Here is a 13,743-nt window from a genome sequence, read left to right as displayed (position 1 = left end):
AATGGTAATATACAGGTAAAAAACCGCCAAAGATTAGAACGGCAGCTAGAAGGGTAAAACCGATGATTTTTATTGTGGTTGAGCTCATTTGATTCGATCTCTCCTCAGATGTAATTTCATAGAACGGACTTCTAATGGTGTAAACTTCGACGCTACGCTATAACTCCCCTTGTTTAAATAAAAAAAATTTGAGACAATGAGTAGTGATGGACTGAACTTTAATGTTTTGAAAAGAGGATAACGAATGAATATGGAATCCATTTATGGATTAACTTTTGATCAACTGGCGGCATGGCTGTTAGAACGAGGACATAAAAAATTTCGAGCTACGCAGGTCTGGGATTGGCTTTATCGGAAGCGGATTACAGAATTCTCAGAAATGCTCGATGTAAATAAAGATTGTGTAGAATTATTGGAGCAGCACTATGTGATCCATACGTTGGAGGAACATGTGAAGCAGGAGTCTGCGGATGGGACGATTAAGTTCCTGTTCCGTTTGAAGGATGGCAACCTGATCGAGACGGTGCTCATGAGACAGAAATATGGCTTGTCCGTATGTGTCACTACGCAGGTTGGATGTAATATCGGCTGCAGCTTTTGCGCAAGCGGATTGTTAGCGAAGAGTCGCGATCTTTCCAGCGGTGAGATTGTAGAGCAAATTATGAAGGTTCAACAGCATTTGGATGCAGCAAATCTCGAACAAAAGGTTAGTCACGTTGTAGTCATGGGGATTGGCGAACCGTTCGACAACTTTAATAACTTGCTCGATTTCTTATCGATTATCAAGGATCACAAGGGACTAGCCATCGCAGGAAGAGGGATTACTGTATCGACGAGTGGGCTTGCTAACAAGATCGTTGAATTTGCTGATGCGAATACACAAGTCAACTTGGCAGTTTCACTTCACGCGCCTAATAATGAGCTGCGGACGAAGATTATGAAGATTAACAAGGCAATTCCAATAGAGAAGCTAATGGAGTCCATAGATTATTATTTGGAAAAAACAAATCGCAGAATTACGCTGGAGTACATTCTGATGAAGGATGTAAATGACGGCAAGGAGCATGCGCTTGAGCTGACTGAACTAATCGGCGATCGGCGTCAGCTCGTCAATGTGAACTTGATTCCTTATAATCCGGTCGATGAGCACAGCCAATATCAAAGAAGCGAGCGGGAGACCGTGCGGGCCTTTTTTGATACTTTGAAGAAGCAGGGCGTGAGTGTAAGTACTCGGCTGGAGCATGGTGTAGATATTGATGCTGCATGCGGACAATTGCGAAGCAAACAGATCAAGAAATCTAAAGCTATGGCTTGAGGACGAGCTGACCCCTTCATGCAGCTTTTTGTGATACAATGACGTGGCAGGTATTAGGAAAAGAGGTTGATTGAGCAATGTTGACATTTACTAGCTACAGCGTGGAGAATGTTAAAGATCCTTTTGGTATACTAACCGGTAAACGGTATGAATTCGTGGTTCAACTGGATGTTCCAGAAGATGATGAGCTCTATGTAGAAAACGGAGTTTCCGCTAGAGCGATTATTAAAGTGGATGAAGATCAGGTTAGCATCGTAAGTTATGACCTACAAGAAACAACAACAGGCCAATTGCTTGATTTCGATATGGAAGAGGACGAGGAAGCAGCATTGCTCCTTTTCTGTAAAGAGCATTTGCCAGAATAATGATGCAGCATTGACATCCTTGCCCAAGGTTCAATTGTGGCAGGGATTTTTCTTTAAATATAAGAAAGTATAGGTTTTGCACCTATACTTTAATTTTTATATTTCTCGTTTAAACGCTTGCCGTCCTTACAAGGACGCCGAAGGCGTTTATGCTTGTCGCACGAATGTGAAATATAGGTTAAAATATTATAAAGCATCCAAAATAGGAGTTGTATACATGTCTAATGAAGAAGTGTTCTTGACCAAAGAAGGATTAGCTCAATTAGAGGAAGAACTGAAGGAATTGAAGGGTCCAGGGCGCAAGGAGTTGGCAGCTCGGCTTAAATTGGCGATTAGCTATGGAGATTTGAAGGAAAATAGTGAGTACCATTCGGCCAAGGACGATCAATCGTTCATGGAGACTCGTATTATGATTTTGGAGAAAATGCTGACCAAAGCGAAGATCGTAGACGAGAGCCAGATGGATCTTTCGAAGGTTAGTATGGGTTGTATTGTTACCTTGAATGATATCGAATACTCCGAGAAGATTGAATATAGAATTGTAGGGGCTGCTGAAGCAGATGTCCTAAACAACAAGATTTCCTATGAAAGCCCGCTGGGCAAGGAATTGTTGGGTAAAAAAGTCGGGGATATCGTTAGTGTAAATGCACCAATGGGTATCATCAAATATGAATTGCTTGAAATCAAAATGATGTAACACATGATAAAAAGGTCTCAACCCCGTTATAGGGGTTGAGACCTTTTTTAATTATAGGTAATGGCTATTGTGTATATTGATTTCATATCTTAGACGTCTTGCTCTGTTGCGCTTATAGTTTAGAGTAACTTAGAGCAGAGGAGTACTGTTCATGATCCAGAGTGTGTTATCAACGTTGTATCAAGTCATCGTGCCATTATCCATTCCGGTGATCGTCGGTGCACTGCTTGGACGGTTTAAAAATTTGGATACCAAGCCGTTATTGACGCTCTATTTATACTTTTTAACGCCGGCTATTATTTTTAATACACTGGCTACGGCCGAGATTTCTATGGATGATATTTACAAGACGCTTGCTTTTTCGCTGCTAAATCTGTGCTTTTTATGGGCAATTGCAAATATCATCGGGAAGTTATTGAAGCTCGGCACCTCTGAAATATCGGGATTGACTCTGGTCTCGACATTTACGAATAGTGTGAATTATGGACTTCCCTTGGTGTTGCTGGCTTTCGGACAGCTTGGGCTCGATAAGGCTTCTGTGTATGTGATTGGGCAAATGATTATCGTGAATACTGTGGGCGTTTATTTTGCGGCTAGATCGCAGTTCTCGGTGAAAAATGCGGTAAAGTCCGTGTTCTCTCTTCCTGCCATCTATGCAGCTATGCTAGCACTTTTTCTTAGAATATTTGACCTGCATTTACCTTCTGAGCTTGCTACAGGGGTCTCCATGGTTGCTGGGGGTTATTCACCAGTCGTACTGGCGATTCTGGGTGCACAGATGGTCAAAGTACGAACCAAACCATCCGAACGCAAGGGCCAGTCTACTTTTTGGACAGGGATGATCATTCGATTAATCTTAGCTCCACTAGTGGCATACCTCGGATTATCTATTCTGCATATTGATGGTATTTTATTCTCTGTGCTGCTGATTCTGGCCTCCATGCCAGTTGCCGTCAACGCGGTGGTATTAGCGGAGCGATTTGACGCCTCTCCAGAGCTGGTATCCAAATGCATTTTATGGACGACGCTTGCTTCCTTTCTTGTGTTGCCGATCCTTATTGTGCTAGTGCAAGGTGCGTAAAGACAAAAAGGACCCTCTTTCATTTCTGAAAGATAGGGTCTTTTTTTACTGTTACTGAACCTAGTGGTTAATTTCTTAGAAGTCGAAATTATCAGGGTCAGGGCCAACCCGTTGATCTTGATTCAGGTCGTTAATTAGAGTCATATCCTCTTCTGTTAACTGAAAATCAAACACATCTACGTTTTCGATGATCCGGTGCTCTTTAGTAGATTTCGGAATGGTAATAATTCCACGCTGCAGGTCCCAACGGATAATCACTTGAGCTACCGATTTGCCGTATTTAGCTGCAATTTGTTTCAGTACTGGCTGATCCAACAATTGCCCTTGCATTAATGGTGACCAAGCCTCCAATTGGATTCCTTGTTCCTTACAGAAACTAAGCAGTGGTTGCTGGCTTAAATAAGGATGAAGTTCAACTTGGTTTACCATCGGCTTAATTTCCGCATCCTTCATCACATCTTCAAGATGATGGATCTGGAAATTGCTGACCCCAATCGCTTTTACGCGTCCCTCTTTATATAAAGTTTCAAGTGCTCTCCACGTCTCTTTATATTTTCCTTTTACAGGCCAGTGGATGAGATATAGATCAAGGTATTCAAGTCCAAGCTTAGCCAAGCTAGTCTCGTAGGCAGCAATGGTTTCTTCGTAGCCCATATCTGCAGTCCAGACCTTTGAAGTTACGAAGAGCTCTTCTCTGGACAGGTTGTTGTCCTGCAAAGCTTCTTTGATTGCTTGACCTACACCCGTCTCATTCTGATAAATGGCTGCTGTGTCGATGCTGCGGTAGCCGTGTGCAATAGCAGATTTGATCGCTTGGATCAGCTCAGAGCCTTCTTCGACTTGAAATACACCGAGCCCAAGCCAGGGCATGTTTACCCCGTTGTGTAATGCAGTTGTATCTTGTAAATGTTGAGCCATAATAAAATTACCTCCTAAGATATTTAAAAGTTTGATTGGTTTGTAAATGCACAGCTGATTAAGCAGCTTCGGACTGGAGAAGAGTCTCGTCTTTCTTCTCCAGCGCACGACTCCAGGCGGTTAAGAATACTGCGGAGAGAACCATTATAGCACCCACCCAAGTGGTATGAATCAGTCCCATGTGATCCGTCACAATACCGCCAAGATAGGCGCCAATGGCGATACCAGCGTTAAAAGCAGCAATATTTAGCGCAGAAGCGACGTCTCTCGCACTCGGAGCATATCGATCTGCAAGTGTAACTACATGTACCTGTAGACCGGGTACGTTCATGAAGGCTAACAATCCCATAAAGAAGATCGTGAGTAATGCAGCCACTTTATAGGGTGCAGTAAAGGTTAAGACGAACAGTACAACAGCTTGTACAGCAAACATGTAGAACAGGGCATTCATAGGTTTACGGTTAGCTACTTTGCCTCCAATGACATTGCCAATGGCAATAGCTATGCCATATACAAGAAGGATAATGGCAACGGTGCTCTCTTTGAAGCCGCTGATTTCATGAAGAAGTGGAGATAAATAAGTAAAGACTACAAAGGTACCTCCATACCCTAAAGCGGTGATTGCAAACGCCAGCAGTAGCCGTCCGTTCGTCACGAGCTTGACTTGTTCACGAAGCGGTGTTCGGGTACCTTTGCGCAGCCCTGTAGCAGGGACCAAGATGAGATTACTGATGAGCGCTATAAGCCCGATAACAATAATGGCGATGAATGCCGCTCGCCAGCCTAACTGTTGCCCTAGAAAGGTACCCAGTGGAACACCGGTTACGGTAGCTACGGTTAGTCCTGTGAACATAATCGCAATAGCACTGGCTTTACGATTCTCAGGCACGAGGTCGGCGGCAATGGTCGAAGCAATCGACATGAACAGACCGTGTGAAAGGGCGGATATTATTCTTGCTATTAGCAGAATAGTAATACCGTCCGCAGCCGCGGCAAGGCTATTGCCAATGATAAAAACAATCATGATGATCAGCAATAATGCTTTGCGCGATATTGCCGTAGTCAGGGATGTTAAGATAGGGGCGCCAAAAGTTACCCCTAAGGCGTACAAAGTAACAGTTAATCCAGCTGTGGTTAGCGGTATATGCAGGTCATCGGCGATAAGTGGCAGTAGCCCCACGCTGATAAACTCGGTGGTTCCGATCGCAAAGGCACTAATGGCTAAAGCCAAGAGGGCTAGGGTACTTCTTTTTTGGTCTAGCAACATGTCTTTCACTCCTACACTCTGTTAATTCACCGGCCGGTAAGTGCAATTATGAAGCCATGTATCCATTAAGTATAGTACGTACTTTAAAGTGCTATAGGTACTAAAAAGTACCTATTAGTTATCGCCTAAGGATATTGTCAGCCATTTCTAGAATATTATCCGCCAAAAAAAACGTTGGACCCCATGAACTCATGAGAATACCAACGCTTTGATGATTGATCTATTGTGTTCAGGATGTTATTCGAAGCTGTATTTGATTCCCCATTGTTCCCTAACATTACTCATAATGTCCATAACATCTAAGGAAAGATTAAGGGTTTCCTGGTTGCCTTTTTCCGCGATATAGCGCTGCATATCCTCTATTTCGTATTGCAGCGCTATAGAAGAATCGCCGATTTCAATCGTTTCTAAGGTGCCATCTAAATATTGAATTGTAGCTTTAGAGGCCCGCGGAAAATTATCAACGGTAATAAAGCCAAGTTCTCCAGCAACGACGCCGCGTTTAGGCATTTTGGAGCGCATGGTAAGGGAGATGACCGCCATTTCATCTGCATCGTTGTTCAGTATGATTCCGGATTGTTCATCAACGCCTGTCTCAAAACGTTTCACCGTCGTTAGAATTTCATGTGGTTGTTTGGACAGGAAAAATCTTGTGAAGGATAAGGCATACGTTCCGATATCCAGCAGTGCTCCGCCCGCCAGATCTTTGTTGAAGAAGCGGTTGTTCACATCATATTCCTTATGGCTGCCGAAGGAGACCTGCACCATTTTTAGGCGCCCGATCTTGCCTTCCTCCACGATTTGCCGTAGCTTTTTGTACAGTGGCATATGGTAGATGGTCATAGCTTCTGCGACGACTAAGCTTTTTTGCTTAGCAAGCTCGGCGATTTCCTGTAGCTGTCTGCTATTTACGGTGATTGCTTTTTCACAGAGGACATGTTTGTTATTCTGCAAGCTCTCCATGATGTATTCGTAATGATTGCTATGTGGTGTAGAGATATAGACGACATCGATTTCCGGGTCTTGCAGCATTTCGCTGTAATTCCCATAGGCCTTTTCCGCTCCATATTGACTCGCGAACGCCTGGGCTTTCGCTAAGGTCCGTGATCCTACTGCATATAAGGTCCCGCCGATGTCATTAAGGGCAGCCGCAAATTCAGTAGCGATACTTCCCGGGCCGATGATTGCCCACTTTAGATTGCTCATTGTTAGCACCTCGCCTGTTTAGATTGTTTGATTCTACTTAGAGATAATTTTGATTCCATCCGAACCAGCCACAAGTGCTGCGGTAACTTCTTTTGTGAATAGGGAGGTCTCAATGACCCCGTTAATGGCTTTGAGTTTAGTTTGAAGGGCAGTGCTATCCTCTACCTTGTCAAAAAAGACATCCAGCAGCACATTGCCGTGATCACTGACCGTATACCCATCTTTACTTGTGCTTGTTCGGATCTCAGGCTTTCCGCCCAGCGATTTCACAGAATGTTGAACATAACTAAGGGCATCCTTAAGAACTTCCAAGACTACGGGATGCTTGAAGGTTAACTTGTTCACAAGCTTTGTTTCATCTACCAGCAATATATATTGATCGGCCATACTGGCAATCAGTTTTTCTTTCGTATGAATGCCGCCGCCGCTCTTGAGCGCATGCAGTTGCTCATCCACCTCATCACAGCCGTCAAAAGCAACAGCTATTCGCTCAACAGACCAAGTTGGGATGACCTGCAATTCATTCTGGACACAGAGTGAAGCTGTAGTGAAGGAGGGGGTAACTACCTTTACCCGAAGATCTGCTTCTTTAATATTCCCGATTAAGTAGGAAATCGTACTACCCCCGCCAAGACCAATGGTTGTGTCGTTCTTAATATACTTCAGAGCTTCTGCGGCGCAACTTTTCTTCCTAAAGTCCATATTCAAAGCCGATCATCTCCGTTAAAAAATTGATATTAAGCACATTTGTGCAATATAATAAAAAATGTGCAAAATAATCGTCTACAGTATAACGAGGGGTTCTGAATCCGTCAAATCCTTGAAAAAAGCGAGGAGTTCATCATGGATCGAAAAGAAGACAAGAAGCTGCTCATTAAGATTGCACAAATGTATTATGAGCAGAATTTAACGCAAAATGAAATTTCGAATGAACTTGGTATATATCGCACAACCATTAGCAGGATGCTGAAGAGAGTCCGTGAAGAAGGCATCGTTACGATCACCATCAATTACGATATTGGAGATCATTGTACACTGGAGCAGGAGCTGAAAGAACGGTTCGGGCTGAAGGAAGCTATTGTTGTAGAGGTAGATCCGGCTCAGTCCGGCGTGGTCAAACGTAAAGCTATTGGACAAGCTTGCGCGAAATGGCTGGAGCAAGTGGTTCAGCCGAAAGATACGATTGGGTTCTCTTGGGGAAGCAGCTTAGCTGCTGTTGTAGACAATCTGACCGTCGCACAGAGGCCTTTTGTAACCTGTGTTCCTACGGTGGGTGGTCCATCTGGAAAGATGGAGAGCGGATACCATGTCAATAATATCTGCTACCAAGCTGCCTTAAAGTGGGGTGCGCGCTCATTAATGATTGACGTGCCAGCGATCACGGAGCAAAAGGAAACCAGAGATCAGCTAATGCGTTCGCAGTATTACCAGACCATTGCCAAGGCATGGGATCGGCTGGATATCGCTATATTCGGCATTGGATCACCGGAAATTAAAGGCGAAGAGGCATGGCGTGGGTTTTATGGCGATGCTGTGATTGATGAGCTGGAGGACGGGAAAGTAGCAGGCGATATTTGCTCACGTTTTTATGATGGCAATGGAGTGCCTGTACGCACAGCAATATCGGACCGAACGCTGACCATTGAGCTGGAGCAGATCAAGCGAGCGAGGTACTCGATTGGTGTAGCGGAATCGCTGGAGAAGGTTTCGGGGATCTTAGGAGCGCTAAACGGCGGGTACATGAATGTCCTCGTAACAACTGAGGAAACGGCGCAGAAGATCTTGGAGTAACCACTACTAAATGTAAACAATTGAATTTAGTGAAAATAACCTGAAAATGGTATGCAAAATACTAAAAATTTTGCTTGTAAGCACCAGACAGAGCGTGTAAGATATACAAGGTATTCATATCGAACATTAATAAAACTCATATAATCTTGGGGATATGGCCCATAAGTTTCTACCGGATAACCATCGCAATTATCCGACTATGAGTGAAATAGCGCATCTAGGGTTCCGCTTTCTTCTTTGGAGGAAAGGTCTGGACCGAGCGATGCGGACACTATGCAGTGTTACACCACTAAGGGACAAAAGCCCAGAAGGACAGATTCACTTGAGAGAAACGACTCAAGGGATTTGTCCTTTTTTTGTTTTTTTAATGAAGAGGAGAGATTAGTTCACGATGAAAGTACTTCAAGAGCGCATTAGACAAGAGGGTCTCATTTTATCAGATACGGTACTGAAGGTAGATTCATTTCTGAATCATCAGGTCGATACGGAGCTAGCGCTGCAAATCGGTCAGGAGTTCAAAAAATTGTTCGGTCATCAACCGATTACCAAAGTGATTACCATTGAAGCTAGTGGAATTCAGTTCGCCATGGCTACTGCGATTGCATTAGGTGTACCGTTTATTTATGCGAAGAAAAAGAAAGCAGTAACGCTCTCAGAGGCGGTCTACTCAGCACCTGTACATTCCTTTACTCGCCAAGAGGATTATCTGGTTAGCGTCTCCCAGAAATATCTTGGACCCGATGACAAAGTGCTTATTGTGGATGATTTCCTCGCTACTGGTGCTGCACTTGTAGGACTGGTTGATATCGTGAAAGAGGCGGGAGCGGAACTCCTTGGCGTCGGATGTGTCATTGAAAAGAGCTTCCAGGAAGGTCGGAGCCTTCTGGAGAACAGAGGCATAGAAGTCCATGCCTTGGCACGTATTGCATCTATGTCACCAGGTGAAATTCACTTCATTGATAATGAAAGCTCATTAGAGAAAATCAAGGAGAGTGCGGGATGTTAAGCAAGCAAAAGGTATTTACGTTAGGCCTTCAGCATGTACTAGCCATGTATGCAGGAGCAGTTATCGTACCGCTGATTGTTGGGGGAGCCTTGAAGCTGAATGGAACTCAGATGGCCTACCTCATCGCAGCCGATTTGTTCACTTGCGGATTGGCTACGTTGCTGCAAATTATGGGCACCAAGTATTTTGGTAGCAGACTCCCCGTTATTCTTGGATGTACCTTTACAGCAGTTGGCCCAATTATCGCCATTGCTTCGACCCATAATCTGGCGACTGCGTACGGTGCCATCATCATTTCCGGGTTGTTCGTTGTACTTGCGGCCCCGCTTTATGGGAAGCTGCTGAAGTTCTTCCCGACCATTGTAACGGGTTCTGTCGTGACTATTATCGGGCTATCTCTTATTCCGGTAGCTATGAATAATGTTGCTGGCGGAGAAGGCAGCGCTGATTTTGGACAACCTCGCAATTTGCTGCTTGCACTGATTACATTGCTTGTCATTTTAGCGGTTAACCGTTTCGCCACAGGGTTCCTACGCTCGATATCTGTTCTGGTGGGCTTAGTGGTGGGTACTGCGATTGCTTATGGAATGGGTATCGTTAACTTTTCTACGGTAGGTGACGCTTCTTGGGTAAGCATCGCACAGCCGTTCTACTTCGGATGGCCTGAATTCAGTCTTACTGCAATCTTCACTATGATCATCGTTAACATTGTTAGTATGGTGGAGTCTACTGGGGTTTATTTTGCAGTTGGTAAAGTAATTGATCAGAAAGTTGAACAGAAGCAGATCGTAAACGGACTGCGTTCCGAGGGAGTAGCAATTATGCTGGGCGGAATTTTTAATGCCTTCCCATACACCGCTTTTTCTCAAAATGTGGGCTTGATTTCGCTGTCTCGCATTAAGACCCGTAATGTTATTTTTGCCGCTGGCGGGATCATGATTGTACTAGGACTCCTGCCTAAGCTGGCTGCCTTGACGACGATTGTACCGAATGCCGTACTTGGTGGGGCCATGATTGTCATGTTCGGATCGGTTGCCGTTTCCGGGATATCCATTCTATCCGATGTGGATCTCCGTAAGGATGGTAATCTACTGATTGCTGCTTGCAGTATCGCTGTTGGATTAGGTTCAGCAACACTTCCTGCAATGTTCGCAGAGCTGCCTGAATTTGCTCGGATGTTGCTGCAGAACGGTATCGTATCCGGTTCGCTTACAGCGATTGTACTGAACATTTTCCTCTCCAAGACAAAGGATGATGTGCAGGTAGAGGATAACACCATACCTGTTCTCGCTAAGGAATCTCAAGTCTCCTAGACTTATTTAATTCATGATAAAAGACCAAGCTCTGGTGTACTGAAACCTAAGCTTGGTCTTTTTTTTGTGTTCGGGGCTTGTGCATTTGCACAAAAAAATAGGTTGTCCCGTCAATATAATTGAGTTTGTAAGCGCAGTATACTCAGTTTAGAAAGCGTTATCAAAACACACACTTTACAGTGTCATACTTTTATATTAAGGGGGCAACTAGAGATGGAAGGCACAGTAATTAACTGGATGGGCGCTGTTGCAGGATTGATATTAGCCGTCGTATTGATTTTCAAAAAGGTTAATCCGGTCTACGCACTCTTTTTAGGCGCGATTGCCGGAGGGATATTGGGCGGCGCTTCTATTGCGGAAACGGTACAGTATATTATCGATGGAACGAATAGTGTAATGGGTGCAGTTGTGCGTGTACTCGCAGCAGGTGTGCTGGCGGGGGTACTGATTGAATCAGGTGCAGCCGAACGGATGGCCGAGACCATCGTAGACAAGCTTGGTGAAAAGAAAGCCTTACTGTCTATAGCACTGGCTACAATGATTATTACAGCAGTCGGTGTATTCATCACGGTAGCGATCATTATCGTCGCTCCAATTGCTTTGTCCGTAGGCAAGAAAATCGGTATTTCCAAAACAGCTTTGCTGCTCGCACTGGTCGGTGGCGGTAAAGCAGGTAATATTATTTCTCCAAACCCAAACACCATTGCCGTAGCGAAGGGCTTTGATGTGGATTTAGCTCAGGTTATGATCCATGGATTTATTCCAGCCGTTGCAGGTCTGATTGTTACTGTTATTATTGCTAATCTCTTGGTCAATAAAGGTGTGAAAATTGCAGACGGCGATGTTGTCACAAAAGAGGAAGATACCACTAAGGTTAAACCAAGCTTCGGCCGTGCTATCGTCGCTCCAGTTGTCGCTATTTTGCTTCTGGCCATTAATCCGGTCGGAAACATTCTGAATATCGAATTGCTGAAATCCTTTAAAGTTGACTCTATGATCATCTTGCCTCTTGCCGGTATCATTGGACTGATTGCTATGAAACAGACGAAGAACATCATTTCCTTTACAACATCCGGTTTGAATAAAATGACTGGTACAGCTATTATCCTGATTGGTGCCGGTGCCATCGCTGGTATTATCTCAAAGTCTGACTTGAGCGCTACGGTTGTTGATGCAATTACAGCTATGGGCATCTCCGGAACCTTCCTGGCTCCGATTGCAGGTATCTTGATGGCGGCCGCTACAGCGTCCACATCAACGGCTTCGATTGTGGCTGCCGGATCGTTCGGTCCCGCTATTCTATCTATGGGCACAGCACCGCTTAATGCGGCGATTATGGTGCACACCGGGGCTACAGTAATTGACCATCTGCCGCACGGTAACTTCTTCCACGTCACTGCTGATTCCGTTAAGATGAACATCAAGGACCGGATGTCACTGATTCCTTATGAAAGTCTCGTGGGTCTGACGATGGCTATCGTCGCTACTATACTATACGGCTTTATCCTATAACGATTATTTCGAACTAGAAGGGATGGATATTCTATGAAAAAAGATTTGGTTATCGTTCTGGCACCCGATTCTTTCAAAGAAAGCATGACAGCTAAAGAAGCTTGTGAAGCCATGGAAAGAGGCATTCATAAAGTGAATTCTAATATAAATTGTATTCATGTACCCATGGCTGACGGCGGCGAAGGAACGATGCAGTCCTTGGTCGATGCAACCGAAGGTACCGTGTATATTACTAAAGTTAAAGGCCCGCTCGGCAATGAAGTTAGTGCATCCTACGGAATTACAGGTGATGGATTGACGGGGGTTCTGGAAATGGCCAGTGCGAGCGGCATTCAGCTGGTGTCTCCTGAGACACGAAACCCTCTGATTACAACAACCTACGGCACAGGACAATTAATTAAAGCTTGTCTCGACCGTGGGGTCCGTAAGCTGCTGATTGGTATCGGTGGCAGTGCCACTAATGATGGAGGCGCCGGTATGGTTCAAGCATTGGGCGGCAGACTACTGGATGAAGAGGGGAATGAGCTGTTATTCGGCGGTGGTGAGCTCGGCAGATTAGCCAATATTGATCTGACTGGGTTTGACCCTCGTCTGAAGGATGTACAGGTTGAAGTAGCTTGTGATGTTACGAATCCCTTATGTGGTCCGACGGGTGCTTCGAGCGTGTTTGGTCCGCAAAAGGGTGCAACTTCAGAGATGATCAAACAGCTCGACAGCAACCTTCATCATTATGCGAGTGTTATCAAGGAACAGCTTGGAATCGATATTAAGGAAATGCCTGGAGCTGGTGCAGCGGGCGGACTTGGCGCAGGACTGGTGGTATTCTTAAACGGAGTGTTAAAAAAGGGAATTGAGCTTGTTATTGACTACACCGGACTTGAAGAAAAGGTACAGCAGGCCGATATGGTGTGGACCGGGGAAGGAAGCATCGATTTCCAGACCCAATATGGCAAGACACCGCTAGGCGTTGCACAGGTCGCTAAGAAATATAATAAACCTGTGTTGGCCTTCGCTGGAAGAATCGGTGATCAGACGGAAGTGCTGTATGATAAAGGAATCGATGCTATTTTTGGCATCATGCCCGGTGCGGCTTTATTGGAGGATGCCCTGAAGCAAGGGCAAGAGAATCTGGAAAGAACCGCTGAGAACGTGGCACGGTTAATCATGCTGAAACAAGGTAGATCATTATAAAAAGCTGCGGAGAGATTTCACAACCTTATATTACTACGAGAAACGGTTATCGTCTTTTGAGGACGACAACCGTTTCTTCTT

At 44.8% G+C, this 13,743-nt stretch carries 13 protein-coding genes and 1 riboswitch; of the genes, 9 read left to right on the top strand and 4 right to left on the bottom strand.

The window, feature by feature from the left end:
• Window positions 1–244 precede the first annotated feature (244 nt).
• The 4 genes from rlmN (at window position 245) to ACDZ28_RS07030 (ending at window position 3,458) form a co-directional block, all read left to right on the top strand.
• Window positions 245–1,315: a 23S rRNA (adenine(2503)-C(2))-methyltransferase RlmN gene (gene rlmN / locus ACDZ28_RS07045; protein ID WP_076121606.1), complete on the top strand. Its 1,071-nt coding sequence runs from the start codon at window positions 245–247 to the stop codon at window positions 1,313–1,315.
• A gap of 77 nt (window positions 1,316–1,392) precedes the next feature.
• Entirely contained in the window at window positions 1,393–1,680 is a 288-nt protein-coding gene (locus ACDZ28_RS07040) for a DUF6509 family protein (RefSeq protein ID WP_042131554.1), read from the top strand.
• A gap of 217 nt (window positions 1,681–1,897) precedes the next feature.
• The gene (gene greA, locus ACDZ28_RS07035) at window positions 1,898–2,377 is read left to right on the top strand and encodes a transcription elongation factor GreA (protein ID WP_042131553.1); all 480 of its coding nucleotides are present in this window, start codon (window positions 1,898–1,900) and stop codon (window positions 2,375–2,377) included.
• A 151-nt stretch (window positions 2,378–2,528) separates the two neighbouring features.
• Window positions 2,529–3,458, top strand: a complete 930-nt coding sequence (locus ACDZ28_RS07030; protein ID WP_375104304.1) for an AEC family transporter — start codon at window positions 2,529–2,531, stop codon at window positions 3,456–3,458.
• A gap of 75 nt (window positions 3,459–3,533) precedes the next feature.
• Here the strand turns inward: ACDZ28_RS07030 and ACDZ28_RS07025 are convergent, their stop codons facing one another.
• The 4 genes from ACDZ28_RS07025 to rpiA all read right to left on the bottom strand — a co-directional run bounded on the left by ACDZ28_RS07025 (window position 3,534) and on the right by rpiA (window position 7,551).
• The gene (locus ACDZ28_RS07025) at window positions 3,534–4,376 is read right to left on the bottom strand and encodes an aldo/keto reductase (protein ID WP_042131551.1); all 843 of its coding nucleotides are present in this window, start codon (window positions 4,374–4,376) and stop codon (window positions 3,534–3,536) included.
• A 58-nt stretch (window positions 4,377–4,434) separates the two neighbouring features.
• A complete protein-coding gene (locus tag ACDZ28_RS07020) occupies window positions 4,435–5,643 on the bottom strand; it encodes an MFS transporter (RefSeq protein ID WP_042131550.1) in 1,209 nt (402 codons plus the stop codon).
• A 237-nt stretch (window positions 5,644–5,880) separates the two neighbouring features.
• Entirely contained in the window at window positions 5,881–6,849 is a 969-nt protein-coding gene (locus ACDZ28_RS07015) for a Gfo/Idh/MocA family protein (RefSeq protein ID WP_375104303.1), read from the bottom strand.
• Between the two features lie 33 nt (window positions 6,850–6,882).
• Window positions 6,883–7,551 carry a ribose 5-phosphate isomerase A gene (gene rpiA, locus ACDZ28_RS07010; RefSeq protein ID WP_375105315.1) on the bottom strand — a complete coding sequence of 223 codons (669 nt, stop codon included), beginning with the start codon at window positions 7,549–7,551 and terminating at the stop codon, window positions 6,883–6,885.
• A 141-nt stretch (window positions 7,552–7,692) separates the two neighbouring features.
• Between rpiA and ACDZ28_RS07005 the strand changes: the two genes are divergently transcribed.
• The 5 genes from ACDZ28_RS07005 to ACDZ28_RS06985 all read left to right on the top strand — a co-directional run bounded on the left by ACDZ28_RS07005 (window position 7,693) and on the right by ACDZ28_RS06985 (window position 13,662).
• Window positions 7,693–8,640, top strand: a complete 948-nt coding sequence (locus tag ACDZ28_RS07005; RefSeq protein WP_042131548.1) for a sugar-binding transcriptional regulator — start codon at window positions 7,693–7,695, stop codon at window positions 8,638–8,640.
• 116 nt (window positions 8,641–8,756) lie between these two features.
• A riboswitch (purine riboswitch) is annotated at window positions 8,757–8,860 on the top strand.
• Between the two features lie 171 nt (window positions 8,861–9,031).
• Window positions 9,032–9,646, top strand: a complete 615-nt coding sequence (locus ACDZ28_RS07000; protein WP_375104302.1) for a xanthine phosphoribosyltransferase — start codon at window positions 9,032–9,034, stop codon at window positions 9,644–9,646.
• On the top strand, window positions 9,640–10,959 hold the full coding sequence (locus ACDZ28_RS06995) for a nucleobase:cation symporter-2 family protein (protein WP_042131546.1): 1,320 nt from the start codon (window positions 9,640–9,642) through the stop codon (window positions 10,957–10,959). Before ACDZ28_RS07000 ends, ACDZ28_RS06995 begins: the two co-directional genes overlap by 7 nt.
• A gap of 213 nt (window positions 10,960–11,172) precedes the next feature.
• A complete protein-coding gene (locus ACDZ28_RS06990; RefSeq protein WP_042131545.1) occupies window positions 11,173–12,471 on the top strand; it encodes a GntP family permease in 1,299 nt (432 codons plus the stop codon).
• 33 nt (window positions 12,472–12,504) lie between these two features.
• Window positions 12,505–13,662, top strand: a complete 1,158-nt coding sequence (locus tag ACDZ28_RS06985; RefSeq protein ID WP_042131544.1) for a glycerate kinase — start codon at window positions 12,505–12,507, stop codon at window positions 13,660–13,662.
• The last annotated feature ends 81 nt before the right edge of the window (window positions 13,663–13,743 follow it).

This window comes from Paenibacillus sp. RS8 (genome assembly GCF_041956825.1).
In the GTDB taxonomy this organism is placed as follows: domain Bacteria; phylum Bacillota; class Bacilli; order Paenibacillales; family Paenibacillaceae; genus Paenibacillus_AQ.
Note: the sequence above shows the minus strand (reverse complement) of the source record. Positions and strands in the feature narration are given on the sequence as shown.

Bases quoted from the DNA above. Each gene is read 5' to 3' on its own strand.
- rlmN (WP_076121606.1), top strand. From the start codon at position 245: ATGAATATGGAATCCATTTATGGATTAACTTTTGATCAACTGGCGGCA.
- ACDZ28_RS07040 (WP_042131554.1), top strand. From the start codon at position 1,393: ATGTTGACATTTACTAGCTACAGCGTGGAGAATGTTAAAGATCCTTTT.
- greA (WP_042131553.1), top strand. From the start codon at position 1,898: ATGTCTAATGAAGAAGTGTTCTTGACCAAAGAAGGATTAGCTCAATTA.
- ACDZ28_RS07030 (WP_375104304.1), top strand. From the start codon at position 2,529: ATGATCCAGAGTGTGTTATCAACGTTGTATCAAGTCATCGTGCCATTA.
- ACDZ28_RS07025 (WP_042131551.1), bottom strand. From the start codon at position 4,376: ATGGCTCAACATTTACAAGATACAACTGCATTACACAACGGGGTAAAC.
- ACDZ28_RS07020 (WP_042131550.1), bottom strand. From the start codon at position 5,643: ATGTTGCTAGACCAAAAAAGAAGTACCCTAGCCCTCTTGGCTTTAGCC.
- ACDZ28_RS07015 (WP_375104303.1), bottom strand. From the start codon at position 6,849: ATGAGCAATCTAAAGTGGGCAATCATCGGCCCGGGAAGTATCGCTACT.
- rpiA (WP_375105315.1), bottom strand. From the start codon at position 7,551: ATGGACTTTAGGAAGAAAAGTTGCGCCGCAGAAGCTCTGAAGTATATT.
- ACDZ28_RS07005 (WP_042131548.1), top strand. From the start codon at position 7,693: ATGGATCGAAAAGAAGACAAGAAGCTGCTCATTAAGATTGCACAAATG.
- ACDZ28_RS07000 (WP_375104302.1), top strand. From the start codon at position 9,032: ATGAAAGTACTTCAAGAGCGCATTAGACAAGAGGGTCTCATTTTATCA.
- ACDZ28_RS06995 (WP_042131546.1), top strand. From the start codon at position 9,640: ATGTTAAGCAAGCAAAAGGTATTTACGTTAGGCCTTCAGCATGTACTA.
- ACDZ28_RS06990 (WP_042131545.1), top strand. From the start codon at position 11,173: ATGGAAGGCACAGTAATTAACTGGATGGGCGCTGTTGCAGGATTGATA.
- ACDZ28_RS06985 (WP_042131544.1), top strand. From the start codon at position 12,505: ATGAAAAAAGATTTGGTTATCGTTCTGGCACCCGATTCTTTCAAAGAA.